The organism is Gluconacetobacter sacchari (genome assembly GCF_014174255.1).
Taxonomy (GTDB): Bacteria; Pseudomonadota; Alphaproteobacteria; order Acetobacterales; family Acetobacteraceae; genus Gluconacetobacter; species Gluconacetobacter sacchari.
Genome location: NZ_JABEQJ010000009.1, coordinates 108,802 through 134,811 on the forward strand (window position 1 = coordinate 108,802; position 26,010 = coordinate 134,811).

Annotated in this window: 23 protein-coding genes; 15 read left to right on the forward strand and 8 right to left on the reverse strand. The window is 68.1% G+C overall.

Translation table 11 applies throughout. The features are described 5' to 3' along the window. Positions 1–48 precede the first annotated feature (48 nt). The 3 genes from HLH48_RS08930 to HLH48_RS08940 are packed head-to-tail and all read left to right on the forward strand — an operon-like array spanning position 49 to position 3,003. Positions 49–1,056 (forward strand): tyrosine recombinase XerC, encoded by a 1,008-nt coding sequence (locus tag HLH48_RS08930; protein ID WP_182997150.1) that lies wholly within the window; start codon positions 49–51, stop codon positions 1,054–1,056. Further along, entirely contained in the window at positions 1,053–2,015 is a 963-nt protein-coding gene (gene pip, locus HLH48_RS08935) for a prolyl aminopeptidase (RefSeq protein WP_182997151.1), read from the forward strand. The genes HLH48_RS08930 and pip overlap by 4 nt, the downstream gene beginning before the upstream one ends. Before the next feature lie 4 nt (positions 2,016–2,019). Further along, entirely contained in the window at positions 2,020–3,003 is a 984-nt protein-coding gene (locus HLH48_RS08940) for a pepsin/retropepsin-like aspartic protease family protein (RefSeq protein WP_246387175.1), read from the forward strand. A 42-nt stretch (positions 3,004–3,045) separates the two neighbouring features. Here the strand turns inward: HLH48_RS08940 and HLH48_RS08945 are convergent, their stop codons facing one another. From HLH48_RS08945 to glnK, 3 genes are all read right to left on the reverse strand, one after another. Next, positions 3,046–3,558, reverse strand: a complete 513-nt coding sequence (locus tag HLH48_RS08945) for a hypothetical protein (protein WP_182997152.1) — start codon at positions 3,556–3,558, stop codon at positions 3,046–3,048. Between the two features lie 160 nt (positions 3,559–3,718). Next, positions 3,719–5,101, reverse strand: coding sequence for an ammonium transporter (locus HLH48_RS08950; RefSeq protein WP_373320260.1), 1,383 nt, complete (start codon positions 5,099–5,101; stop codon positions 3,719–3,721). Beyond that, a complete protein-coding gene (glnK, locus tag HLH48_RS08955) occupies positions 5,098–5,436 on the reverse strand; it encodes a P-II family nitrogen regulator (protein ID WP_012226274.1) in 339 nt (112 codons plus the stop codon). The genes HLH48_RS08950 and glnK overlap by 4 nt, the downstream gene beginning before the upstream one ends. A gap of 249 nt (positions 5,437–5,685) precedes the next feature. On the opposite strand from glnK, the gene HLH48_RS08960 reads away from it, so the two are divergent. Both HLH48_RS08960 and cysE read left to right on the forward strand, forming a co-directional pair. Continuing rightward, positions 5,686–6,921, forward strand: coding sequence for a UbiH/UbiF/VisC/COQ6 family ubiquinone biosynthesis hydroxylase (locus tag HLH48_RS08960; RefSeq protein WP_182997153.1), 1,236 nt, complete (start codon positions 5,686–5,688; stop codon positions 6,919–6,921). A 92-nt stretch (positions 6,922–7,013) separates the two neighbouring features. Then, positions 7,014–7,877, forward strand: a complete 864-nt coding sequence (gene cysE / locus HLH48_RS08965; RefSeq protein ID WP_182997154.1) for a serine O-acetyltransferase — start codon at positions 7,014–7,016, stop codon at positions 7,875–7,877. Positions 7,878–7,957: 80 nt separating this feature from the next. Here the strand turns inward: cysE and HLH48_RS08970 are convergent, their stop codons facing one another. Next, on the reverse strand, positions 7,958–8,449 hold the full coding sequence (locus HLH48_RS08970; RefSeq protein WP_182997155.1) for a hypothetical protein: 492 nt from the start codon (positions 8,447–8,449) through the stop codon (positions 7,958–7,960). A gap of 30 nt (positions 8,450–8,479) precedes the next feature. Here HLH48_RS08970 and HLH48_RS08975 point away from each other — a divergent pair, with 30 nt between their 5' ends. The 6 genes from HLH48_RS08975 to HLH48_RS09000 all read left to right on the forward strand — a co-directional run bounded on the left by HLH48_RS08975 (position 8,480) and on the right by HLH48_RS09000 (position 15,401). Continuing rightward, positions 8,480–9,013 (forward strand): hypothetical protein, encoded by a 534-nt coding sequence (locus tag HLH48_RS08975; RefSeq protein ID WP_182997156.1) that lies wholly within the window; start codon positions 8,480–8,482, stop codon positions 9,011–9,013. A 102-nt stretch (positions 9,014–9,115) separates the two neighbouring features. Beyond that, positions 9,116–10,513, forward strand: coding sequence for an amidohydrolase family protein (locus HLH48_RS08980; RefSeq protein ID WP_373320259.1), 1,398 nt, complete (start codon positions 9,116–9,118; stop codon positions 10,511–10,513). 53 nt (positions 10,514–10,566) lie between these two features. After that, on the forward strand, positions 10,567–11,796 hold the full coding sequence (locus HLH48_RS08985) for a TIGR03862 family flavoprotein (RefSeq protein WP_182997157.1): 1,230 nt from the start codon (positions 10,567–10,569) through the stop codon (positions 11,794–11,796). A 2-nt stretch (positions 11,797–11,798) separates the two neighbouring features. Further along, on the forward strand, positions 11,799–13,292 hold the full coding sequence (locus tag HLH48_RS08990) for an ATP-binding protein (protein WP_182997158.1): 1,494 nt from the start codon (positions 11,799–11,801) through the stop codon (positions 13,290–13,292). A gap of 440 nt (positions 13,293–13,732) precedes the next feature. Continuing rightward, a complete protein-coding gene (locus HLH48_RS08995; protein ID WP_182997159.1) occupies positions 13,733–14,170 on the forward strand; it encodes a Fur family transcriptional regulator in 438 nt (145 codons plus the stop codon). Positions 14,171–14,447: 277 nt separating this feature from the next. Then, positions 14,448–15,401, forward strand: a complete 954-nt coding sequence (locus HLH48_RS09000) for a hypothetical protein (protein WP_182997161.1) — start codon at positions 14,448–14,450, stop codon at positions 15,399–15,401. A 156-nt stretch (positions 15,402–15,557) separates the two neighbouring features. On the opposite strand, the gene HLH48_RS09005 is transcribed toward HLH48_RS09000, so the two are convergent. The 3 genes from HLH48_RS09005 to HLH48_RS09015 all read right to left on the reverse strand — a co-directional run bounded on the left by HLH48_RS09005 (position 15,558) and on the right by HLH48_RS09015 (position 21,530). Continuing rightward, positions 15,558–17,765 (reverse strand): methyl-accepting chemotaxis protein, encoded by a 2,208-nt coding sequence (locus tag HLH48_RS09005; protein WP_182997162.1) that lies wholly within the window; start codon positions 17,763–17,765, stop codon positions 15,558–15,560. 209 nt (positions 17,766–17,974) lie between these two features. Then, positions 17,975–19,318 (reverse strand): guanine deaminase, encoded by a 1,344-nt coding sequence (guaD, locus tag HLH48_RS09010; RefSeq protein ID WP_182997164.1) that lies wholly within the window; start codon positions 19,316–19,318, stop codon positions 17,975–17,977. Between the two features lie 25 nt (positions 19,319–19,343). Then, the gene (locus tag HLH48_RS09015; RefSeq protein WP_182997165.1) at positions 19,344–21,530 is read right to left on the reverse strand and encodes an FUSC family protein; all 2,187 of its coding nucleotides are present in this window, start codon (positions 21,528–21,530) and stop codon (positions 19,344–19,346) included. 128 nt (positions 21,531–21,658) lie between these two features. On the opposite strand from HLH48_RS09015, the gene HLH48_RS09020 reads away from it, so the two are divergent. Continuing rightward, positions 21,659–23,038, forward strand: coding sequence for an amidohydrolase family protein (locus HLH48_RS09020; RefSeq protein ID WP_220795051.1), 1,380 nt, complete (start codon positions 21,659–21,661; stop codon positions 23,036–23,038). A gap of 36 nt (positions 23,039–23,074) precedes the next feature. Here HLH48_RS09020 and rbsK read toward each other — a convergent pair whose 3' ends face one another. Beyond that, complete coding sequence (gene rbsK, locus HLH48_RS09025) at positions 23,075–24,019, reverse strand: ribokinase (protein WP_182997167.1); 945 nt, start codon at positions 24,017–24,019, stop codon at positions 23,075–23,077. A 142-nt stretch (positions 24,020–24,161) separates the two neighbouring features. Between rbsK and HLH48_RS09030 the strand changes: the two genes are divergently transcribed. Genes HLH48_RS09030 through ihfB form a run of 3 tightly spaced genes read left to right on the forward strand, consistent with a single transcriptional unit; the run spans position 24,162 to position 25,942 of the window. Further along, positions 24,162–24,650 carry a MucR family transcriptional regulator gene (locus HLH48_RS09030; protein WP_182997168.1) on the forward strand — a complete coding sequence of 163 codons (489 nt, stop codon included), beginning with the start codon at positions 24,162–24,164 and terminating at the stop codon, positions 24,648–24,650. Positions 24,651–24,683: 33 nt separating this feature from the next. Further along, complete coding sequence (sppA, locus tag HLH48_RS09035; protein ID WP_182997170.1) at positions 24,684–25,622, forward strand: signal peptide peptidase SppA; 939 nt, start codon at positions 24,684–24,686, stop codon at positions 25,620–25,622. A 20-nt stretch (positions 25,623–25,642) separates the two neighbouring features. Beyond that, the gene (gene ihfB / locus HLH48_RS09040) at positions 25,643–25,942 is read left to right on the forward strand and encodes an integration host factor subunit beta (protein WP_182997171.1); all 300 of its coding nucleotides are present in this window, start codon (positions 25,643–25,645) and stop codon (positions 25,940–25,942) included. Positions 25,943–26,010: the final 68 nt, after the last annotated feature.

Here is a 26,010-nt window from a genome sequence, read left to right on the forward strand (position 1 = left end):
GGTCCGCTGTCTTGTCCTGCCATTGCCGCCTGCCCGGTGGCTGCCCGCATGACCGGCGCCGCGTTGCGCGATGCCTTCCTGGACTGGATGCGCGACGAAAGGCGGGCCGCGCCGCTGACGATCGCGGCCTATCGGGGCGATCTGGACCGGTTCCTGGCCTTTGTCGGCAGTCATATGGGCGCCGAAGTGGACCTGGCGATGCTGGACCGGCTGTCCCTGACCGACCTGCGCGCCTGGCTGGCGTCGGAACATGCCGGGGCGCAGCGCGCGCGGCAGGGGCATCGTCCGGGCGGGGCGGATCGCGCGGCACGGACCCGGGCCCGGCGGGTGTCGGCCATGCGCGCGTTCTATCGCTATCTGGCGCGGCATCATGGCGTGACCAATCCGGCGCCAGGCCTGCTGGCCGCCCCCAAGGTCCGCGCATCGCTGCCGCGTCCGCTGACGACGGAGCAGGCGCTGGAGGTGCCCGACGGGCTGGGTGCGGTTGCCACCAACCCGATGGTCGAACGGCGCGACCGGGCGCTGTTCCTGTTGCTCTATGGCTGCGGCCTGCGCATTTCCGAGGCATTGGGCCTGGATATCCGCGATCTTGACCACGCGCTGTCGGCGGGGGGCACGCTGCTGATCCGTGGCAAGGGGGGGCGGGAGCGGCTGGTGCCGATGGTGCCGGAGGTGGCGCGCGTGCTGGCCGAATGGCGGGGGCGCCACCCCGCGCCGCTGGCCGGCGCGCCATTGTTTCCTGGGGTGCGCGGTGGGCGGTTGCAGCCGGCGGTGGCGCAACGGGCCATGCGGGTGTGGCGCGACATGGCGGGTCTGCCCGATCACGCGACGCCGCACGCGTTGCGCCATTCCTTCGCCACCCATCTGATGGAAGGAGGGGCGGACCTGCGCGTGATCCAGGACCTGCTGGGCCATGCCAGCCTGTCGACGACCCAGCGCTATACGCTGGCGGACGAGGCCCGGCTGATGCAGGTGTGGGCGGGGGCGCATCCGCGTGCCCCCGGCGCGTCGCCCGACGAAGGCGGAACAGGAACAACAGGAAAGACCGAGTCATGACCACCTGCGCCGGCCGTGTGCCCTATCCACCGATCGAGCCCTATCGCAGCGGCATCCTGGAGACCGGCGACGGTCATCAGGTCTATTGGGAATTATGCGGCAATCCGAACGGCATCCCCGTGGTGTTCCTGCATGGCGGTCCCGGTGGCGGTTGCACGCCCGCGCATCGGCGCCTGTTCGACCCGGCGCGCTATCGCATCCTGCTGTTCGACCAGCGCGGCTGCGGCCGGTCGAGACCGCATGCGGGGCTGGACAACAATACGACCTGGCATCTGGTGGAGGATATCGAACGCCTGCGCGTACTGACCGGCGCGGAGCGCTGGGTGGTCTTCGGTGGCTCCTGGGGCTCGACCCTGGCCCTGGCCTATGCCGAGACGCATCCCGACCGGGTGACGGGGCTGATCCTGCGCGGGATCTTTACCCTGCGGCGGGCCGAATTGCTGTGGTATTATCAGGAAGGCGCATCCTGGCTGTTTCCCGATAAATGGGAGCGGTTCCTCGCCCCGATCCCGGCCGCCGAGCGGGGAGACCTGATGGCGGCCTATCGCCGCCGCCTGACCGGCCCAGATCCGGCGGCGCGGGCCGAGGCCGCCGTGGCCTGGAGCCTCTGGGAGGGCGAGACCCTGACCCTGCGCCCGGCGCCGGCTTTGTCGGTCCAGCATGCCGAAGCGGAGTACGCGCTCGCCTTCGCGCGGATCGAAAACCATTATTTCGTCCATGGCGGGTGGCTGGATGAAGGCCAGTTGATCCGCGATGTCGGGCGGATCCGGCATATCCCGGCGGTCATCGTACAGGGGCGTTACGATATCGCCACTCCCATGCGGACGGCCTGGGACCTGCATCGCGCCTGGCCCGAGGCGGATTTCCATCTGGTGGACGATGCCGGTCATGCTGTCTCCGAACCGGGCATCCAGACCGCATTGCTCAACGCCACCGACCGTTTTGCCGCCGGCGACTGAGCGCATGCTCCGGACGGGAAAGGGCGGGTGGGCCCCGTTTGCGGCGATGCTGCTGGGCCTGCTGCCCGCCCGGGGGCTGGCCGATGAACCGGCGCCGGTTGCCTGTGCCGTTACGCGAATCGCGCGGGTCCCGTTGCGTGATGATGGCGGCTATCTGTCGGTATCGGCGTCGATCGCCGGTCAGAAAGCGCGGGGCACCTATAGTCTGGTGGTCGATACCGGGGCCGAGGGCGGGCTGATCAGCGGCCAGGTGGCGGAAACGCTGGGGCTGGCGGTCGATTCCGGACGGCGGACCGTGCTGTACGGCACCGGCGGGGCCGGAGATCTGGTCCCGAACGCGCTGATCGCCGATCTGCGTCTGGACAGCCCGGATGGGCCCGGGCTGGATCTTGGTGCCCTGTCGACCCCGGTGGGCGACCTGCCGGGGCAACCGATGATCTCGCCGCCGGTCGCGGGGCTGCTGGGCGGAGACGTGCTGTCACGCTTCGATCTGGAATTCGATGTCGCGGGCGGCTGGCTGTCCTTCTGGCGCATGCGGCCCGATGGCGCATGCCGGGCGGCGCCGGCGTGGCACGGGGCCTATGACACGGTGGCGTTGTCGCGGGACGGCCACCGGGTGGCGCTGGCGGTGCAACTGGACGGGCAGTTGCTGGAGGCGCTGGTCGATAGCGGCGCGCGCTCGCGGATCCTGTCGTCGGTCGCGGCCGAGCAGGCCGGCGTGCCGCCAGAGACCCTGGCGCGGGATCCGGGGGGCGAGACCCGTGGCGTCGATGGCAGGCCGGTATTGTATCACTGGCATCGTTTCGCCAGCCTGCGGGTGGGAAACGAGATGGAGCACGCCCCCGTGCTGACGGTCGCCCCGCTGCGCGATCGGGTGGACATGCTGCTGGGCGCGGACTGGTTCGCCCGCCATACGGTCTGGATATCGTACGCCGCCGGCCGGATGTTCATGCGGCCGGCACGGCGCCAGAGCCTTTCCACCTATTAGCAACCGGCCGGGCTGTCGCGCCGTCCCGACCGGTTCGCCGGTTCAGCTTTTCAGATGCGCGTTGCAGACGCTGTAATACCCGCCGCCCTTCTTGATCCAGACCAGGCCGCCATTGGCGTTGGTCGCCTTGTTGGCGTTGTACTGGTCCAGGCAGGTATGCATGCGGGCCTTGCCCGGCTTTTCGCTGGCATATTTGGGCGAAATCGCGGTGGGCAGCACCGCGCTGCCGGCAGCGGCGGTCGCCGCGATGCTGGCCGGGTTCCTGGATGGCGTGACCGGGGCGGTGGGCGGGGGCGTGGTCACCGATGGGGTTGCCTGCTCGGCCGGGGCGGTGGCGGCAGGGGTGGCGGCGGCCGCGTCGGACGTTCCGCACTGGGTGGCCTTGAAATCCTTGTAGGTCTGGCCCTTGATCGTGCCGGTTTTCCGCTCGGCATTGAATTTCTTGTAGCAGGCCTGCGCCGCGCTTTCGGCGTGCGCATGCGGGGCGACGAAGGGGATTGCCGGCGTGGCGAGAAGCAGGGCGACGGCAAGCCGGCCGCGAAGTGCGAGAGCCATGGCGAAGGCGATCCTTTCCGTGTGCGGAGCACTCCACTGCCGCTCCATGCGGCCGGAGGCATCCAGTCTGGATACTATTCCATAACATCATGACTTGAATACGGAAAGAAAAAGGCCGAACCGCGAAGTCGGTTCGGCCTGAGAGGGCGGATTCAACGGGTCAGATGTTGATCCGTTCGCCGTGCTGGGTCATGTCCAGTCCTTCCTGTTCATCGTCGCGGCTGATGCGCAGGCCGATCGTGGCATCGACGATCTTCAGCAGCACGAACGAGACGACGGCGCACCAGACGATGGTGACGCCAACTGCCTCGGCCTGGGCGCCGAACTGCGCCAGCGAGCCGCTGACGCCGCCGGGATTGGCATCGGTGGCCGAAAGCGGGCCGTAGGCGAACACGCCGGTCAGCAGCGCGCCCACGATGCCGCCGATGCCATGCACGCCGAACGCGTCCAGGCTGTCGTCATAGCCCAGCATGTGTTTCAGCGAGGTGGCGGTCCAGAAGCAGACGACGCCGGCCACCAGTCCGATGATCAGCGCACTGCCCGGCAGGACGTAGCCCGCCGCGGGCGTGATGGCGACCAGGCCGCCCACGGCACCCGAGATGATGCCCAGCACCGTCGGCTTGCCGGTGCGGGCCCATTCGGCCAGCATCCAGCCCACGCCGGCGGCGGCGGCCGCGATCTGGGTCGTGGCCATGGCCATGCCGGCGCGCCCGTTCGCCCCCAGGGCCGAGCCGGCATTGAAGCCGAACCAGCCCACCCACAGCAGCGACGCGCCGATGACGGCATAGGTGAGGTTGAAGGGCGACAGGTCGTCCTGGCCGTAGCCGACGCGCTTGCCCAGCACCAGCGCCGTGACCAGTCCGGCGACACCGGCATTGATGTGGACGACGGTGCCGCCCGCGAAATCGATGGCGCCCAGGCCGGCGACCCAGCCCAGCGGGCTCCAGACCCAGTGGGCGACCGGCGCGTAGACCAGCAGCGACCACAGCACGGTGAAGACGCACAGCGCGCTGAACTTCATGCGTTCGGCGAACGCGCCGGTGATCAGCGCCGGGGTGATGATGGCGAACGTCATCTGGAACATCATGTAGATGCTCTCGGGGATCGTCATCGTCGTGGCGTTGGGGGTGCCCGCCCCCAGGGTGAAGCCGATATCGGCGCCCTTGGCGATATGCGCGCCGATGCCGTTCAGCATGAAGCGCGACAGGTCGCCGATATAGGGCGTGCCGGTGCCGAAGGTCAGGCTGTAGCCGGCCACCATCCAGACGATGGTGACCAGGCAGCAGATCGCGAAGGACTGCATCAGCGTCGCCAGCACGTTCTTGCGGCGGACCATGCCGGCATAGAACAGCGCCAGGCCCGGAATCGTCATCATCAGCACCAGCGCCGTGCTGACCAGCATCCAGGCCGTGTCGCCCGTGTCGATCGCCGGGGCGGCGTCGGCGGCGAGGGCGGGGGTGGACAGGCCGGCCAGGCAGGCCGCCGACAGGGCCGCGGCGGTGGGCAGGCGGGGAATCGCGCGACAGGCGCCCGGAATGCTCACAGCGCGTCTTCTCCCGTTTCCCGCGTGCGGATGCGGATGACACTGTCCAGGCTGGAGACGAAGATCTTGCCGTCGCCGATCTTGCCGGTGTGGGCGGATTGCAGGATCACGTCCACGACCTGGTCCACGATGTCGTCGGACACCGCGACCTCGATCTTCACCTTGGGCAGGAAGCTGACGTGATACTCCGCGCCGCGATAGATTTCGGTCTGTCCCTTCTGGCGACCGAATCCCTTCACTTCCGAGACGGTCAGCCCCTGGATCCCCAGCGGAGTCAGGGATTCGCGAACGTCGTCGAGCTTGAAGGGCTTGATGATGGCTGTGACAAGCTTCATCGCGCCACGTCTCCTTGTTTCAATGTGGTGTCTAATCCGTTTCCAGATCCGGAATGATGATCCAAATCGCGATAAGGGCAATACAAAAACCGTGCCAGTCACATGCCATGGTTGACGGAAGGCGGCGGGTGGTGTGCCTTGCGCCTGTCGAGCGTGCGATATCTGCCTGAATTGTGGGCGAGCGCACGCGAACGGATCACTCTTGCCGCCGGGCCGCGAGGCGGGGGCGGCTATTACAGGACGACAGGCATGACCGCAGGCAGCACGCCCCCTCTCCAGACCGGCGCCGGGCAGGACGATGTGGATGTCTGCATCGTCGGGGCCGGGCCGGTCGGTGCCACGCTGGCCTGCCGGCTGGCGACGGGAGGGCTGCGCGTGGCCATCGTCGATCGCGCGGCGCTGCCACCGATGGAGGACCCGGCCTTCGATGGCCGGGCCTACGCCATCGCCGCCGGCCCGCGCCGGCTGCTGGAGGCGGCCGGGGTGTGGGAGAAGCTGCCCTTGCCCGCCTGCCCGATCGAGGAGATCCGGGTGTCGGACGGCCGGCCGGGCGAGGCCCCGTCGCCGCTGTTCCTGGAATTCGGGCGCCAGGATGCCGAGCAGCCCTTCGGCTGGATGATCGAGGCGCGGGCGCTGCGCGTGGCGCTGAACAGGGCGCTGTCCGCCCACGGCCTGATCACGGTGCTGGCCCCGGACGATGCGACGGTGACGCGCGCGGCCGAAGGCGCGCGGGTGCAGACCCGGTCGGGCCGCGCGTTCGGCGCCCGCCTGATCGTGGCGGCGGAAGGGCGGCGGTCGGCGTTGCGCGACCAGGCGCGGATCGGCGTCACCCGGCTGCCGTATCATCAGAGCGGCATCGTCTGCGCCGTGGCGCACGAGCATCCGCACGACAACCGGGCGCTGGAACATTTCCTGCCGGCCGGCCCGTTCGCGCAACTGCCGATGGCCGGCACGCCCGATCATCCGAACCTCTCGGCCATCGTCTGGTCCGAGGCCGACGCGCTGGCGCGGCGCATGGTGGCATTGCCGCACGATGCCTTCGCGCACGAGATCCAGCGCCGCATGGGCGATTGGCTGGGCCGGGTGACCCCGGTCGGACGGCGCTGGGTCTATCCGCTGTCCGCGCAATATGCCCAGCGCTATTTCGATACGCGGATGGTGCTGGTGGGCGACGCGGCCCACGGCATCCATCCCATTGCCGGGCAGGGGCTCAATCTGGGGTTTCGCGACGTGGCGGCGCTGTCCGACGTGCTGATCGCCGCCCATGCGCGGGGCGAGGATGTGGGCGCGCCGTCGCTGCTGCGCCGCTATCAGGCGCGCTGCCGGCCGGCCAACATGCTGATGCTGGCCGCGACCGACATGCTGGAGCGGCTGTTCGGCAACGACAATCCCGTGCTGCGCCGCGCCCGCGACCTGGGCCTGGCCGGGGTCCATCGGATGCCCGCGCTGCGGCGCGCCTTCGTCCGCCACGCGATGGGTCTGTAAGCCCCGCGCCGACCGATTCGCCGTCTTCGCCGCCTCTGGTCAAGGGGGCGGCGCATTCCCATATTGCTCGTTCCTCTGACAGGACCGGTTGCATGCCCGATCTCTCTCCGACCTCGCTCGCAGCTTCCCGTGGCGCTCGCGCCGTGGCCGAGCCGACCTTGCTGCCCATCGACCAGGAGCGGCTGTGGTCCGATATCGCGGCGGGGTGCGAGGGCTGCGACGATCCGCTGGTGCGGGGTCTGCTGGCGACGGGCATCCGCAACCATGCCAGCTTCGCCAACGGCCTGGCCGCGCTGATCGGGCGCAAGCTGGGCGACCGGTCGGTGGCCGACGACGCGCTGTCGGAACTGGTGGCCGAAGCCTTTGCCGCCGATCCGCACATCGTCGCCGCCGCCGCCGCCGACCTGGTGGCGATCCGCGAGCGCGATCCGGCGACGGCGAATTACGCGACGCCGTTCCTGTTCTTCAAGGGGTATCACGCGGTGCAGTGCTATCGCGTGGCCCATTGGCTGTGGAACAATGACCGGCGCTACCTGGCGCTGCATCTGCAAAGCCGTACGTCGGAACTGTTCGCCGTCGACATCCATCCCGCCGCGCGGCTGGGGCGGCGCATCCTGTTCGACCATGGAACCGGGATCGTGATCGGCGAGACCTCGGTGCTGGAAGACGACGTGTCGCTGCTGCAAGGCGTCACGCTCGGCGGCACCGGCAAGAATGTCGGGGACCGCCACCCGAAGGTGCGGCGCGGGGTGCTGATCGGCGCCGGAGCCAAGATCCTGGGCAATATCGAGCTGGGCGAGGGCGCCAAGGTCGGCGCGGGATCGATCGTGCTGGAATCGGTGCCGCCCTTTACCACCGTCGTCGGGAACCCCGCGCGCCCAGTCGGTACCCGCCACTCCGCGCTGCCGGCCTTTACCATGGACCAGATGCTGCCGCCGATCGATTACATGATCTGATCCGCCCCGCCCGGGTGCTCCTTCGATCATCAATCGACCTGTCACGGGAAAAAAGAGAAATGCGGGGCAGGGCCGTCATATCAGGCGACATGTTGAGATGCGGGGAGAATTTCTCCTTCCACCAGAGCCCCAACATCCAGTGGTTTTCGGATCTGCTGCGTCCGTTTCTTGAGGAACTCGGCCTGCATGTCGACGTCATAGGCCTGGATCGGGGCGAATTTCCGTTCAAGGCGTTTTATGAAACCGTTTACGGCGCCGCCGATGCGACGGCCGTCGGCAAATGGGCCGCTCTTTATGAGGGCGAATTGAGTGGCGGCGTATCCGACTGGCTGCGCGACGCATTCGGAGACGCGATGGTCTTCCTGTTCGAGGCGTCTCCGGCGATATTGGGCCTGCTTCGCCGTTCCGGACAGGTCTATTTGAATTTCCGCGTGCATCCGCTGCGATTCGGATCGGACCTTGTCTTCGCCATCGAAACCAACGATCGCGACATCGGCCGCAGGCTGCGGTCCTTTGCCGTCGGGGCGCGCTTCATTCGCGAGGAAGTCGGGAGGGCGCGGAGGCGATGGCACGGGGCGCCGGCCATGTTTCCAGACAATGCCATGATGTTTCTCGCCCAGACACGGGACGATTCAAGCCTCATATATAATGGGAAATTTCTTTCAATCGACGCGAATATAAAAAAGATTTTCCGGATTTCGGACGGAAAGATCCCGTTTCACAAGCGTCATCCGCTTGATCCGAATGAGGCTGAAATCGATAAATGGCTGAAAATATTCCCGCATTCGATTCCGGTCGAAAACGATGTGTCGGTCTACCAGATCTTCGCCGCGCACCCGCCGATGGATTTTATCACCATATCGTCGGGATCGGGCTACGAGGCCGGCCTGTTCGGCCACCGGACGCATTTCGTCTCGCCCCGGAACTGGACACATGAGGATGGCGGATTTTCCCACTTCGTAAAAATCCTTTATGAATATTGGCATGTGGCATTCTGGGATCATATCCTGTTCGGGAGCAAGATAAGCAGTCTGCCTCCGGGATCGTGGATCACGGCGCGGGCCATCAGGCGAGAATGCGCGTTCATCCCGGATCGCCTGCGCCGGACGATCAATTTTGAATGGTCGCCACGATGAAGGGTCCGAACCCGGTGGCGGCCGACCGGTCTGGACAGGCCGGGCGTCGCGCTGAACAGTGGGGCGCGATACCGGTATGAAAGAGGAAAGGCAGGGAGTGACATGAAGACTGCATCACGCATCGGCGGGATGGGCGCTTGTTTCTGGACGGTCGTGTCGTTGGGGATCGGCCTGGCCGGCGCGGCATCGGCGGCGGCGCCGATGCTGCTGGAACACGCGACGATCATCGACGGCACCGGCCGGCCCCCCCTGGCGGACGGCGCGCTGCTGATCCGCGACGGGCGGATCGCGGCCGTGGGGGCGTCCGGCACGGTGGCGGCGCCGGGGGCGCAGATCGTCGACCTGACCGGGCGGACGATCCTGCCGGGCTTGATCTCCGATCACAGTCACACCGGGCTGGTGAAGGGCACGAGGAACGACGGCGCCAATTACACGCGCGATAATATTCTGGCCCAGTTGAAGCAGTACGAACGCTACGGCGTGCTGACCGTCGTGTCGCTGGGCCTCAACAAATCGCCCCTGTTCGACCAGTTGCGGCAGGAGCAGCATGCCGGGCGCAATCCGGGGGCCGACCTGTTCGGGGTCGACCAGGGGATCGGCGCCCCCGACGGCGTGCCGCCGCAGGGCATGTTCCATCTGGGCGCGGACCAGATCTATCGCCCCACCAGCGTGGCCGAGGCACAGGCCGCCGTCGATCGCATGGCCGACGAGGGCACCGACCTGGTGAAGATCTGGGTGGATGATTTCCGCAACGGCGTGCCGGGGGCCAGGGGCTACCCCAAGATCGACCCCACGATCTATCGCGCGGTGATCGAGCGCGCCCACGCGCGGGGCATCCGCGTCGCCGCCCATATCCACGACCTGGCCGATGCCAAGGCGCTGGTCACCGCCGGGGCCGACATCATCGCCCATGGCGTGCGGGACCTGCCGGTCGATACCGACTTCATCATGCTGATGGAACAGAAGGGGGCGTGGTACATCCCCACCCTGGATCTGGACGAGGCGAATTATATCTTCGCCGAACATCCCGAATGGCTGGACGATCCGGTCCTGGAGGCCGGGCTGAGTCCCGCGCTGCGGGCGCAGTTCGCCGACCCGGCCTGGCGGGCGAAGATCCTGGCGGCCCCGCTGACGGCGGCGGCGAAGAAGGCGCTGGCCCTGAACGAGCACAATCTGATCACGCTCTATCGGGCCGGTATCCATATCGGATTCGGCACCGATTCCGGCGCGTCGGCCACCCGGATCCCCGGTTTTGCCGAACATCGCGAACTGAAGCTGATGGTCGCGGCGGGCCTGACGCCCATGGAGGCGCTGGCGGTGGCGACCGGCAACGCGGCCGCCCTGATGCATCTGGACGACCGGGGGATCCTGCTGCCGGGCCGCTGGGCCGACCTGGTCGTGGTCTCGGGCGATCCGGCGGCGGACATCACCGCGGTCGACAGGATCGAGCAGGTCTGGCATCGCGGGGCGCGGACCGAAGGGCCGCTGGTTCCCCGCTGATCCCGGCCGCCCTCGCGCGCCGGCCCGCCGGGGCATGTGGGAGCAGGAGCAGCATGGCCCATATCGTGGTGATCGGCGCCGGGCCGGCGGGCCTGGCCGCCGCCGAGGCGCTGGCGGCCGGCGGATGTGCCGTCACGGTGGTGGAACGCATGCCGACCATCGGCCGCAAGATGCTGATGGCCGGCCGGGGCGGGCTCAACCTGACCCATTCCGAACCGCTGGATCGATTCCTGACCCGCTACGGCGCGGCGCGCCGATGGCTGGAACCCGCGTTGCGGGCGTTTTCCCCCGATGACCTGCGCGCGTGGGCGGCGGCGCTGGGCCAGCCCTGCTTCGTCGGCAGCAGCGGGCGGGTGTTTCCGCGCGCGATGAAGGCCTCGCCGCTGCTGCGGGCGTGGGGGGCGCGGCTGGCGGAGCAGGGGGTCACGATCCTGACCCGCCACGACTGGACCGGCTGGGCGGGCCCGAGACGGGTGCGTGTGGTCTCGCCGCGGGGCGAGCGCGTGCTGGCCGCCGATGCGGTCGTGCTGGCACTGGGCGGCGCGAGCTGGGCCCGGCTGGGGGCCGACGGCGCCTGGACCGGCCTGCTGGCGGGCGGAGGGGTGGCCCTGGCGCCGTTCCGCCCGGCCAATTGCGGATTTCGCAGCAACTGGAGCGACACGCTGCGCGCGCGCTTCGCCGGCACGCCGCTGCGCGGCATCGCGCTGACCCAGGAGGGCGGCCCGACCGTGCGGGGCGAGGCGGTGGTGACGGCGCGCGGGCTGGAAGGCGGCGCGGTCTATGCCCTGTCGGCCGGGCTGCGCGACCGGATCGCCGCCGACGGGCAGGCGCGCGTGATGCTGGACCTGCGCCCCGACATGACCGAGGCGGCATTGGCCGAGCGGCTGGCCAGGGTGCGGGGGCGCGAGAGCCTGTCGAACACGCTGCGCAAGGCGCTGCGGCTGCCGGCGGTCGCCGTGGCGCTGCTGCGCGAGGGCGGCGCGGCACCGCCGCGCGATGCGGCGTCGCTGGCGCGGCTGGTCAAGGCGGTGCCGGTCACGCTGACGGCGCCCGATTCGCTGGATCGCGCGATCTCGGTCGCCGGCGGGGTGCGTGAAGACGCGGTGGATGCGCGCTTCATGCTGCGGGCGTGGCCGGGCGTGTTCGTGGCGGGCGAGATGCTGGATTGGGAAGCGCCGACGGGCGGTTATCTGTTGCAGGCCTGCTTCGCGACCGGTCGCGCGGCGGCGCGGGGCGTACTGGCCTGGTTGCAGGAAGGGGCCAAGGAACGGTATCCGTCCTGACCATGACGGTTTCGATCACGATCGGGGATATACGGGGCGGCGGGCCGGCGGTCATGGACCTGGCGGAACTGCTGTCCACCCGCCTGCTGGTGCAGGGCAATTCGGGGTCTGGCAAGTCCCACTTGCTGCGGCGGCTGCTGGAACAGTCGGCAACGCTGGTGCAGCAGGCGATCATCGACCCCGAGGGCGATTTCGTCAGCCTGGCGGAACGGTTCGGTCATCTGGTGATCGACGGCGCCACCCATACCGAGGCCGAGTTGCAGGCCGCCGGCGAGCGGATGCGCGTGCATCGGGCCTCGGTGGTGCTGAACCTGGAAGGCGCGGACGCCGAGGTGCAGATGCGCCGCGCGGCGGCCTTCCTGGGCGGGATGTTCGAGGTCGGGCGCGAATATTGGTACCCGGTGCTGGTGGTGGTGGACGAGGCGCAGCTTTTCGCCCCCGCCGCCGCGGGCGAGGTGACGGACGAGGCGCGGCGGGCCTCGCTTGGCGCCATGACCAACCTGATGTGCCGCGGCCGCAAGCGGGGACTTGCGGGGGTGATCGCCACCCAGCGCCTGGCCAAGCTGGCCAAGAACGTGGCCGCCGAGGCGTCGAATTTCCTGATGGGGCGGACCTTCCTGGATATCGACATGATGCGCGCCGCCGACCTGCTGGGCATGGAGCGCCGGCAGGCCGAGAGCTTCCGCGACCTGGAGCGGGGATATTTCGTGGCGCTGGGGCCGGCGCTGTATCGGCGGCCGGTGCCGGTGCGAATCGGCGATGTGGAGACCGAAAGCCGCTCCGCCGGCCCGTCGCTGCTGGCCATGGCGCCGGCGCCGCCGCCCGAGGATATCCGCGACCTGATCCTGGCCAGGCTGCCCGAACGCGACAGCCTCCCGCGTCCGGCCCGGCCGACGGCCCCGCCGCCGCCCGATATCCTGGCGCAGCTTGCCGCCCACGCGGCCCAGGCGGCGGTGGAGGCCGACATCGCGCTGCCGGTGGTGGAAACCCCGGCCGACAAGGCCGAGCAGCGGCGCCGCTTCCTGTCGATCCTGACCGAAATCCTGCGCGACGAGGATGCGGGCTTCCGTCCGCCGCCGGTGCTGTACCAGGATTTCCTGGTCCGCTGCCGGATCGAGGGCATGGGGCGCGAGGCGCTGGACATGCCGCGCTTTCGCCGGCTGCTGGCGACCGCGCGTGCCGGCGTGGATGCCGAAACCGCGGAATCGGATCGCTGGATCCAGGCCGAGCGCATGGCCGCCCCGCTGCCGGAGGATGTGCGCGGCATCTTCCTGCTGATCGCCCGTGCCGCGATGGAGGGTGCGCCCTGCCCGTCGGACGCGGCGGTGGCGCGGGTCTACGGCACGCATTCGCTGGGCCGGGCCCGTCGCCAGTTGACCTATCTGGAGGAGCAGAACGTCATCGTCCTGCGGGTCGACGGCATGGGGCGGCGGAGCGCGGCGGTGATCGGGCCGGGGTGGGAGACCGCGCCGTCCGATCCCGGCGATGCGGCATAGCGCGAGCCACGCGCAGATCGTCCTGCCGCTGGAGGGCGCGCTGGAGCTGGAGATTGCCGGGAAAGGTGGCCGGCCGAGCCAGGGGCTGGCGGGTTTTGTCGGGGTCGAGGTCGCGCATGCCGAATATGCCCGGCGGCGAAACCGTTTTCTGGTCGTGGATATCGATGCCGGCCTGCTCGATGAACCCCAGCACGAGCAGATGGCGCGGCGGGGCTTTCTGCCCCTGCCGCCGGCCCGCATCGCACGGTGGGCACCGCTGTTCTGCGACACGGTGTTGCAGCACGCGCCGCGCCCCGGCGATGGCGCTCCTGCGCGCCCTGAAGCGGGCCATGGAGGCCGAGCCCGGCCCGCGACTGACCTGGCGCGGCCTGTCCGGACCGGGGCCGTCCGCACCAATCCGTTGGACTGGATTCGCAGGATCGGGCTATGCTGCGGACACAATGAAAACAGACGACAGGCTGGACTCCCCGATCGCTGCCCTGTGCCGCGAGAAAGGCATGAAACTGACCGGACAGCGCCGTACGATCGCGCATGTCCTGTCCGAATCCGACGATCATCCCGACGTCGAGGAACTCTATCGCCGGGCCACGGCGGTCGATCCGCATATCTCCATCGCCACCGTGTACCGCACGGTTCGGCTGTTCGAGGAGAAGGGCATCCTGCGGCGGCGGGATTTCGGCGGCGGCCGGGCCCGGTACGAGACGACCGACCACGGCGATCATTTCCACCTCATCGATGTCGATACCGGTTCGGTCATGGAATTCGACGATGAGGAACTGAAGGCGCTCCTGGCCGCGATCGGGGCCAGGATCGGCTACGACGTCGCGACGACCCGCCTGGAACTGTATGGCCGCCGGCTGAAGAAAAAAGGCCGGTAACCAGGCATTTCCCGCCCCTGACGTCCGCCCGCGGCACATCGCGCCGACAGGCGGACAGGATGGCTTCCGCTCTCCGCGCGGGAGGCGCGTCCCTATTTTATAATTGCAAATGAGATGCGTTTGCAATATTGAATGAAGGGCTGCGGGATCACCGGCCGTTATCCGACCATCGATTTTCCGGCTCGTTCCCGTGGCGACACCCTGCGGCAATGGTGGCGTTCGTTCGCCGTCCGACGATGCCGTTCCCACTTCGCCTGATGACGGGATTCTGCTGACGATGAACGAGACAATCGGGTGCGACGCCTGGCACCTCACGCATTCGCAGCCGTCGCTGCTGGTGGATTATTTCGACCCCGGCCGGGGATTCCCGGGGCAGATCAACAGCCTCGTCAGCCGGTTCCAGGCGGTGCAGGCGATGTGCGTGGCAGGGGAGGGATCTTTCTCCCTGACCGAACTGCGCAACGAACTGGCCTTTCATCTGATCAGGATGTCCCGCTGGTGGCTGGTCGATTTCTGCCCGCCCGGCCTGACGGGCGTGCGGGCGCCGCTGTTCATGAGCTATGTGAAGGCCCATGCGGCCCGATCGGTCGAGGACGAGGCGCTGCTCGATCTTTTCACCGTGCAGCAGCATATGCGTGCCGGCGATCCCGGGCATATCATGGTTCTGGGACGGGAGAGCGACGGCGGCGGTGCGCGATCGATCGTCTATGGTCTCGATGGCCGGAAAGCCTTCCGCTTCACGACCCGGGCAACCGGCGCGGTGATCGACTGGTCTCGCCAGGCCTATCCCGATTTTGCCGGCGCGTGGCTCGGGGCGCGGGCCTATCATTGTCCGGCGGAGACTGTGCGCGTGGATCTGCGCGAGCATCTGGCCGCCGAGCGCGAACATGGCTGGGCACGGATATGGCATCGCCGGCATTTTCATCGCGCGAGCGAAAACACGCTTGTCAGGCACTATCTGGATGCGATGAGCCGCCTCGTGGCGTGTCAGTCGCGGTTCGGCAGGGCGGAATTCGAATCGATCGTCAATGCCGTCGCCTTCAAGATGGTCCGGCAGGCGGTCGAGCGGCGAATCCCGCTCGCCGGCCTGCTGGAGGAAGACGGCTCGCGGGACATGAGCCGGCGCGTCGCCGATTGTATCAGGCAGCGGGCATTTCGCTATGTCGGCCAATCCATCGATTCTCTCCAGCGCCCGAAACTGGAGGCCCTGATCGCGCGATCCGGCCCGTGAGGTCAGATCGCCGGCGCGGCCTTGTCGGGTTCGACCCCGTGCGCGCATCGTGGCTGAAGAGCGTTTCCGGGGTCCGGCCGGTGGCGCGGCAGCCACAGGGCAACGGCGAAATGCGCCGCGTGCGTCCATTCGGCCCTGGGCGGGTGCCAGGATCTTTCATGCCCGGTTTTTACCGCGATATTCCGCGAGGTCCGTGCTGCCGGGCAGCCGAAAGCGGCTGACGAGCTGCGTCAGCTTGTCCGTCTCGTCCGCCAGGCGGTGCGAAGCCGCGCGGGATTTTTCGGCGATGGCGGCATTGCGCTGGGTCACCTGGTCCATCGCGTTGACCGTGATGTTGATTTCGGTGAGGGTGGCCGATTGCTCCTGCGCCGCCGTCAGGATCTGGGTCAGGTTGTCGCTGATCTGGCCGATGAATTGCGAGATATCGCCAAGCGCCTTTCCGGTTTCGGTCACACGCTTCGCGCCGGTCCGGATATCCGATGTCGTGGTCCTGACCAGGGTGCCGATTTCCTTCGCCGCCTGGGCGCATCGCTGCGAGAGGGCCCGGACTTCGCTGGCGACGACGGCGAAGCCTTTGCCCGCCTCGCCGGCTCTGGCGGCCTCGACGGCGGCATTGAGGGCCAGGATATTGGTCTGGAACGCAATGACGTCGATCGTTTCGACGATGGCGACGATCTGTTTCGAATTCTCGTCGATCCGCAGCATGGCCGTCTGGGTCTGCTGCATGATGTCGGACGAAGCGCCGGCGGACCCGCGCGCCTGCACGCCGATCTTCTGCGCGTCGCTGATCTGCCGGACCGACGCACCCACGCTTTCGGTGATTTCGTTGACCGCGGCGGCCGTTTGCTCCAGCGAGGCCGCCTGCTGCTCGGTCCGCTCGGCCAGGGTTTCGGCCTCGGTCGCGACCTGCGTGGTCCCGGTGCTGATGACGCGGCCCGCGCCGGCGATCGTGGACAGCGCGTCGGCAAGCTGGCGCACCGACTGGTTGAAATTCCGCCGCAGGGGTTCGAACTCGCTCGGCAGGGTGGTCCTGATCTGACAGGACAGGTCACCTCGGGCCAGATTGTCCAGCCCTTCACCCATTGTCCTGATCACATCGTCGGTGTTGCGGATCTTGGCCTCTTCCTCCTGCCTTGTCTTCTGCCGAAGCCGGTCGTGCTGCTCGCGGGCTTCCATGGCGCGGGCCTCGGCCTCGCGGCCCTTCAGCAGCGCGGTGCGGAATCCTTCCAGGCCTTGGGCGACCATGCCGATTTCGTCGCCGCGTTCCGTCCCGGCGATGCTGTTGCCGTATTCTCCGTTTCTGAGGGCGGCAACCCCCGCCAGCAGGTTGCGGAACGGTGTCCTGATCAGTTTCCGCGAGATGAAATAGACGACCAGGACCGAAAGGATCATGAGCACGGCGCCCGATATCAGCAGCGCGACGACATTGTCGCGCACCGGCGTCTCCAGTGCCGCGCGGGGAATATCGACGACGAGGGTCCAGACATTGCTGAAGCCGGGGATCTGGAAGGGGAGCAGGATCCGTTCCTGCCGCCCGTCATGAAAGCCGCGCAGGATCCTGGCCTTGCGGCTGGCAATCGCCTGCGACAGTTCGGCGCGCCCGGCCTCCCTGTAAGGCTGGAGCAGGCGCGCCTTGTCGGGATGCGAGATCCAGACCATGTCCTCGGACAGGAGCGCGATGCTCCTGCTGCCGAAGACGTCCGAACCGCCCAGCAGGGTGACGATCCAGTCGAGCGGGGTATCGATCCCGGTGACGCCGATCGGCTTGCCGTCGAATTTCACCGGATAGGAAAAGGAGACCATTTCCACGCCGCTGCCCTCGTCGATATAGGGCTCGGTCAGGATGCCGGTGCCGCGCGCCATCGGAAGCGTGAACCAGCTCTGGCTGTAATGTTCCTCGACGGCATTGAAACCGATCGTGCCATCCGACTTGCGGACATAGTAGGGATTGAGGATGCCGTGGCTGTTGGTCCCCGGCGCGCTGAACGCCTTCTGCCCATCGAAGCCGCCGGGTATTTCCTCCATCCAGACGGCATACAGGTTGGGCGAACGGGTCTCGGCCTCGCGGAGCAGGCTGACGATTTCGGCCCGGCTGCCCGTCCCGGCCTTGTGGATCGCCTCGATGGCCACGGCGTTGTCGCGCGCGACGGCGTCCTGTTCCAGCAATCGCCGCGTGATCTGGTCGGCCAGGATCTGGCTGCGGGAGGTCGCTTCGGAAAAAACGCTTTTTTCCACTTGCGATTTCATCATCCACGCCGATAACGTCATCGCCATCGCCTGTATGGTGATGAAGGCGAGTCCGCATATCAGGACGATGCGTGCGGACAGGCTGTTCCATAGACGGCGCCGCGAATGATCAGGCATGAAAGGCGTTTTCCTTTCTCGTTTTCGAAACCCTCCATGGAAGAAACGGACCATTTCCCCGGGGGCAGCCCTCGGCCTCGGGTCGTGTGGTCCGGGTCGGAAGGGCAGGTCATAGCGAGCGTCCGAGAGGCCGATCCCGCTTGCCGACGATGGGCCAGCCTAACATACCGTTCCTTTCTGTAAACGAAGGAATGGTGCCAAACGCTCCGTCAGCCCGCCGGGGCGTCGCGGTCATGAACCATCTGGCCGGCGACGTAGGTCGCGCGGACGCTGCGGTCGTCCCCCAGCATCATCAGCACGAACAGCAGGTCCTCGATCGTCTCGCATTGTTCGGCGCGCTGGGCCATCAGCGGGGTGGCGCCGGGGTCGAGCACGCACAGGTCGGCTTCCATGCCGGGGGAGATGGTGCCGATGCGGTCGTCCAGATACAGGGCGTGCGCGCCGCCGGCGGTGGCCAGCCAGAACGCCTGGACCGGATGCAGGCGCCGCCCGGTGGACTGCGCGACCTTGTAGGCTTCGTTCAGCGTCTGCAACTGCGACAGGCTGGTGCCGGCGCCGACATCGGTACCCAGCCCCACCCGCACCGGCCGGCGCGGGTCGAGCGCGTCGAACAGGCGGAAGGCGCCGCTACCCAGGAACAGGTTCGAGGTCGGGCAGTGCGCCAGGGCGCATCCCGCCGCGTGGCAGGCGTGGAAACTGTCTTCATCGACATGCACGCCGTGGCCCAGCACGCTGCGCGGCCCGACCAGGCCGGCATGGGCATAGACATCCAGATACGACCCGCGCCGGGGAAAGAGCTGGCGGATCCATTCGACCTCGGCCAGGTTTTCCGAAAGGTGGGTCTGCATGAACAGCCCCGCGCGCTGGCGCAGCAGGCTGCCCGCGAGGTCGAGCTGCTCTTCGGTGCTGGTGGCCGCGAAGCGCGGCGTGACGGCATAAAGCTGCCGCCCGCGCTGGTGCCAGCGGTCGATCAGGGCCAGGGAGTCGTCATAGCCGCCCTGGGGCGTATCGCGCAGGTTGGCGGGCGCATTGCGGTCCATCAGGACCTTGCCCGCGACCATGCGGGTATTCAATCGGGCCGATTCGGCGAAGAACGCATCGACCGAATGGGGGTGGACCGTGCAGTACACGGCGGCGCTGGTGGTGCCGGCGCGCAGCAGTTCGCGCAGGAAGCGCCGGGCCACCCCGGCGGCGTAATCGGGGTCGGCGAAGCGGGCCTCGGTGGGAAAGGTGTAGCGTTCCAGCCATTCCAGAAGTTGTTCGCCATACGCCGCGATCATCGGCAGTTGCGGATAATGGACGTGGGTGTCGACGAACCCGGCCGAGATGATGCCCTCGCGCCAGTGCGTGAGCGGCGTGCCGGGCGGCAGCGTGTCGCGCAGCGCGTCGAAGGCGCCGAACCGCGCGATGCGACCGTCCTCGATCAGGATCAGGGCGTCGGGCTCGTACACCAGCGCCCGGGCCGGGTCGTCCAGGAAGGGATTGGCGCCGAACGTGACGGCGCGCCCGCGCAGGGCGTGGCGGGCGGGCGTAAGGGGCGGAGACGGGATCATGGTCGCTTGCTCGGTTCTGTCTGTTTCATGCGGGCGGGCGATAGGCTTCCGACGTGTCGATGAACCCCGCATTGGCGTCCAGCTCGTACGAGATGACCAGCAGATAGGCGATGGCGCGGGTCAGTTCGACGCGTGCGCCGATATTGGGTTCGCGCGCCTCGATGCCGCGCAGGCTGGCGACGGCGGTGCGCGCCGCGCGGGCGGTGCGGCCGCGCTGGCCGGTCAGTTGCGCCATGCGCCGCAGAACCATGGTCAGCGGACGGCGCGCCCGGGGCGGCAGTTGCTCGCGGGCCAGCACGGTGCGCAGGCGGATGATGTTCAGCCCGATCGTCATGACCGACAGCGTGCCTTGCAGATAGGCCTCGATGGTGGGGGTCGGCGTGGGGCCGGCATGGCGGATCAGGCGGGCGAAACGATCGGTATTCAGCCCGATCCAGTCATGGGTCTGCGGAATGGGCAGCGCCGAGGCCAGATGGCGCAGGTCGTGCAGGTTGCGTTCGCGCATGCGCAGGCGCTCGGCCCGGTTGCTGAAGGGCAGGACGGTGCGGAAGACCAGGACCGAGAAGCCGATGCTGGCCAGCAGCGAGAGCGAGGAATTGAAATATGCGATCTCGTCCAGCCGGCCCTGGTTGGATGGCCCGATCAGGTTGGCCAGGAACAGCGTATAGGACGCGGCCGCGCCGGCCGTGGCGGGGTTGCGGGCCGCCAGGCCGCCCGCGATCATCGGCAATGCCAGGCAGGCCGCCAGGATTTCGAAATCCGCCGGTCGGGGAAGGATCAACATCACCAGCACGAACGAGACCCCGACCGCCCATACCGCGCCGAGCAGAAAATTCATGGTGCCCAGCACCGGGTTTTCGCGCGTCGCGAACAGGCCGCAGGTCAGCGCGACCATGATGATGAAGGCAAGGCCGCTGGGCCAGGCGGTGATCTCCCAGATCACGGCCGCCGAGGTGATCGCGAGGGCGGCGCGAATGCCGTTATGGGCCGCTTCCTTGAGGTCGCGATGCGCCTTCAGGCGGAAATGGAAGCGGTCGCCGCGGATGACGCGGTGACTGGCATCGAATTCCTCCAGCGCCTGCTGGAGTTCCGCCAGCAGTTCCTCCAGCGCGCTGTGCAGGATGCGACCGTCCAGCAGCGCCTGGATCTCAGGACTGTCGGGCGGATGCCGGCCGGTGCTTTCCTCGGTCAGGGCGTTGACGATCTGCTGGCGGCAGACGCCGCGCAGCGCGCGCAGGTCGGCCAGCACCGCGGGCAGGTCCTCGTCCCGCCGCAGGCGGGGCGGCATGCCCTGTAGAAAGGTGCGCACCAGCAGCGAGGTTTCGGTGAATCCCTGGTGTGCCGTGCCCAGTGCGCGCAGGCGCGCGGTCATGCCCAGCCCGCGCGACAGCAGCACCGATACGGTGGCCAGGGCGGCGCGGGCGTGATCGCCCTCGTGCCCATGGGGGCCCATCTCGATCTCGCTGAACTCGATCTGGTCGTTGATCGTCAGGATGGTACCGAACAGCGCGCGCGAGCGCACGAACGCTTCCTCGTTTCCGGCCAGCAGGTCGGCGATGGCGCCGGACGTGCTGGTCAGCGCCATCAGCAGTTTCTCGCGGATATTGCGGCGCGCCGTATCGGCCAGGTTATGGGACAGCAGGCCCGCGATCAGGCTTTCGCAGACGATGCCCAGCACGATGTAGGTCGAGCGCGACATCGCGATCATGAACACGTCGACGGGGCTGCGTATCGCGTCCAGCGCGACGATGGCGCAGGTATAGCCCGCCAGCACCAGCGCGTAGGAGCGGAAGTTCCGCACCAGCGTCGCCAGCGCGCAGCAGATGCCGACCCACAGGGCGATCGCGGGGAAGAACAGCCACGGCGCCTGTGGAAAGGCGGCGACCAGGGCGACGGCGGAGGTCGCGCCGACTGCGGTGCCGACCAGCCGCCACCGCGCCTTCGACAGGCTCTCGCCCCGCGACCCCTGCGCCACGATCCACACCGTCATCGGCGCCCATTGCGGGCTGTCCAGTTCCATCCACATCGCCAGGACCAGCGACAGGATCGCGGCGGCGGTGGTACGCACCGCGAAACCCAGGGCCTCGCCCTTGGGGGCGTACAGCCACCGCAGATGGCTCAGCCGCCCGGCGCCCGGCGGCCGCAGGGTCGGGGGGCGCCATGACAGGAGGCGTTCCAGCGTGCTGAGGGCGGAAGCGGGGAAGACGGGCACGGCGCGTGGGGTTTCCGGCGGCAGGGGCTATTCGCGCCAGACTAGGTCAGGTGCCGCCGCGACGATAGCCGAGCGGCGTATATCAGTCATAAGTATCGGGTGCCGCATGGGGCCGCAGGGAGGGAAAGATGACCGATCGACATGCCGCCGACCATCCCTGGACGGATCTGCGGAACCGGGTGGTGGCCGGGGACTGGTTCCATGCCCCGTCGCCCGGCCGGCTGGAGCGGATGGAAGGCGGACTGGTCGAGATCGGCGCCGACGGGCGGATCGTGGCGGTCCGCGCGGCGGGGCATGCCGCGCACCGCGAGATGGCGCGTCGCGCGGCGGAAGCGGGCAGGCTGGTCACGCTGGATGGATTGCTGATCCCGGGCCTGGTCGACCTGCATGTCCATGCGCCGCAATATCCGCAACTGGGCAAGGGGCTGGACCAGCCCCTGGAAGCCTGGCTGCAACGATACACCTTCCCGCTGGAGGCGCGGTATGCCGACCGGATGTTCGCGCGCCGGGTCTATCGGCGCCTGGTGGCCGACCTGCTGGCGGGCGGCACCACCACCGCGCTCTACTTCGCCAGCCGGCACGTCGAGGCCACCTGCGAACTGGCCGATGCCTGCATTGCGTTCCGGCAGCGGGCGCTGGTGGGGCGGGTGGTGATGGACAATCCCGGCCAGTGTCCCGATTTCTATCGGGACGGCTCGGTGGCCGAGGGCGTGGCGGCCACGCGGGCGGTCGCGGCGCATATCGCCGCCCACCCGGCCAATGACGGATGGGTGCGGCCCGTCATCACGCCGCGTTTCCTGCCGTCCTGCACCGACGACATGCTGCGCGCGCTGGGGCATCTGGCCGGCGAGTGCGGCTGCCATGTCCAGACCCATTGCGCCGAGAGCGACTGGGCGCGCGATTACGGCCAGGCCCGCTTCGGACGGAGCGATGTCGAGACGCTGGACCGTTTCGGCCTGCTGACCCGCCATACGGTCCTGGCGCACGGCAATTTCATCACCGGGTCCGATATGGCGTTGCTGGCCCGGCGGGGCGGGGCCGTCGCCCACTGCCCGCTGTCGAACGCCTGGTTCGCCAATGCGGTCTTTCCGCTGCGCGCCGCGCTGGACAAGGGGGTGCGGGTCGGGCTGGGGACCGACGTCGCCGGCGGTCCCTCGGCATCGATGATGGGGGCGATGCGGATGACGGTCGCGGCATCGCGCATGCTGTGCGACGGCGTCGATCCCGACCGGCCGGCGGCGGGGCGCGGCCGGCCGGGCAGCGGCGTGGACATGATGACGGCCTTCCACCTGGCGACGGCGGGCGGCGGCGATGCGCTCGACCTGCCGGTGGGCCGCTTCGCCCCCGGCCAGCATTTCGACGCGCTGCGCATCGACCCCGACGCTCCCCTGGGCACGATGCGGCTGTGGGGGGACGAAAGCGACGAGGATCTGCTGGCGACGGCGCTCTATACGGCGTCGCGGGCCAACATCACCCATGTCTGGACCGGCGGGCTGCACGCCGGATAGCGTCCCGCCCGAAAAGGTCCCACAGACTCTCCCGCTTCAGCGGGACGCGAGCAGGCGCTCGATTTCGGGCCGGGTCGGCGCGGCATCCGATGCGCCCCGGCGCGTCGTGGCCAGGGCGCCGCAGGCGGCGGCGAATCGCGTGGCCCGCGCCAGGTCCATGCCGGCCGCCAACGCGACCGCCAGCCCGCCGTTGAAGCAGTCGCCGGCCGCCGTGCTGTCGACGGCCGCGACGGCGAAGGGCGGCACGAATCCGTGGCCCGATTCGTCGGAATACAGCACGCCTCGCGCGCCCAGCTTGACGATGGCGCGGCGCAGCCCCAGCCGGTGCAGCCTCTCGGCCGCGCGGCGCGCGCTGTCGGGGTCGTGCGGGCGCAGGCCGGTCAGGCGCTCGGTTTCCGTCTCGTTCGGGGTCATCAGTTCGGCCAGCGGAAACAAGGCGGCGTCCAGCCCCTCGGCCGGTACGGGGGCCGGGTCGAGAATCAGCCGCGCCCCGGCCCGTTCCACAGCCAGCGCCGCCGCATGCAGCGTGTCCGTCGGGATTTCGCATTGCATCAGCACGATCGTGCCCGGTGCCAGCAGCGCCGCCATGCGGGCGATATCGGCGCGGTCGACATGCATGTTCGCGCCGCCCACGACGACGATCGTATTTTCGCCCGCCGAATCGGTACAGATCATCGCCAGACCCGTCAGATCGCCCGCCGAGCGGTACAGATCGTCGGGCGCGACTCCATTTCGCCGCAGCGCCGCCGCCGCGTAATCGGCCAACGGATCGTCGCCCGTCCGTCCGACCAGCCGGACATCCGCGCCCAGCCGCGCCGCCGCGACCGCCTGGTTGGCGCCCTTTCCACCCAGCCCCAGGCCCGCATCGCGCGCGTGAAGCGTTTCACCTGGAACGGGAAAGTGATGCAACCGCGCGCCGAGATCGATATTGACGCTGCCGAATACGACGATCGGAGTTTTATTACTTCGTGTTGCGTGCATCGGCCCCTCGTTCCCGTTAAAAATTAAAAATGTTTTTGTAAGAATTATTTGTCTACGATGCCATTTCAAGGTACTTATGATAATGAAGCGACGCGAATCGCTGATGTCGTAATAAGTCATAATAACAGAATGGAATTTCGGTATGTCGGAAATTGAGCAGGGTGCATCATTGCTGGAACTCACGGCGCAGATCGTGTCGGCGCACGTCTCGAACAACAGCGTCGTGGCCGATGGCGTGCCTGATCTGATCCGGCAGGTCTATCAGGCGCTGACATCTCTCGGCCAGGCGGCGCCGGAACCCGAGAAACTCCAGCCCGCGGTGCCGATCAAGCGGTCGGTCTTCCCGGATTACATCGTCTGTCTCGAGGACGGAAAGAAGCTCAAGATGCTCAAGCGGCATCTCCAGAGCGCCTATGGCATGACGCCGGAGCAATATCGCGAGCGCTGGGGCCTGCCGACGGATTACCCGATGGTCGCCCCGAACTATGCCGAGCGCCGCTCCACCCTGGCGCGGGAAATCGGCCTGGGCCGCAAGATCACCGCGACGGTCGAGGAGGCGCCGGCCGACAGTTCGGGCGCCAAGCCGGCGGCCCGGCGTGGGCGCAAACCCGCCGCGACGCAGGAGGGATGATGCGCTTCGCCTCGCTGGCCGGTCGCAGACGGCATGGCTGATCCCGATCTGGTGACCGACCGGTTGCGCCTGCGCCGGCGCCTGCTGTTCTGGCGGGCGGCGGCGGTCGGCGCGTTCGTCCTGGCGTGGCTGGGGATCGGCGGCCATATGCTGGTCCATCATGGCGCCCTGGTCGGACGCGACCATCTGGTCCGGGTTCGGGTTGCCGGCATCATCGGATCGGACAACCGCAAACTGATCGATCTGATCGACGCCGCGGCGAAGGCGAAGGCAATTCGGGGCATGGTGCTGTCGGTCGACAGTCCTGGCGGTTCGGTCAGCGGCGGCGAGGCCCTGCACGATGCGGTGGCCCGCTTCGCCGCGCGCAAGCCGGTCGTGGTGACGATGGGTGGAGTCGCGGCGTCGGCGGGGTACATGATCTCGGTTCCCGCGCAGCGCATCTTCGCCGGGCAGTCGACCCTGACCGGGTCGATCGGCGTGATCATGCAGGCACCGGATGTCTCCGGCCTGCTGGATCGCGTGGGGGTGCGGGTCGACGAACTGGTATCCGGCCCGATGAAGGGGCAGCCGTCGGTCGTCCAGCCGCTATCTCCCGAAGGGCGGCAGATGTTGCAGGGCGTGGTGGCGGACCTGTTCGACCAGTTCGTCACGATGGTGGCGGACGGCCGGCATATGCCGGTCGATCGGGTACGGTCCCTGGCCGACGGCCGCCCCTATACGGGTCGGCAGGCGCTGCCGCTGGGGCTGGTCGACCAGATCGGGACCGAGCGCGACGCCGTGGCCTGGCTGAAGCGGAAAGAGCATCTTTCCGACACGACTCCGGTTGTCGATCTGAAGGTTGCGCGCAGCCGGTCGTGGATCCCGCGTCTGACACGAAGCATGCTGGGCGTCATTCTTGGTGAGGAATGGGTAGGATCTGTGGTATCGCAAGGCGTTGCGCTTGACGGTGCTCTAGCGATCTGGAAACCTTGAATCGAAACGGGACACGACGGATGACCAAATCGGAGCTGATCGCCGAACTGGCTGCGGCCAACCCGCACCTTCTCAGCCGCGATGTCGAATTGATCGTTCAGACGATCTTCAGCGAGATCAGCGCGGCGCTGTCCCGGGGCGACCGGGTGGAACTGCGCGGCTTCGGGGCGTTCACGGTCAAGAAACGCGATGCCCGGACCGGCCGTAACCCCCGCACCGGCGAAATGGTGGCCGTGGATGAAAAGGTCGTCCCGTTCTTCAAGGCCGGCAAGGAACTGCGCGAGCGCGTCAATGGCGGCGTCGAGCCCGGCGAAGACTGACCGTCTCGCAGAATGTTCTTGATATGTTCTGGTCGCGGCTGCTACGACTTCGCTTCATGAGCGGTGCC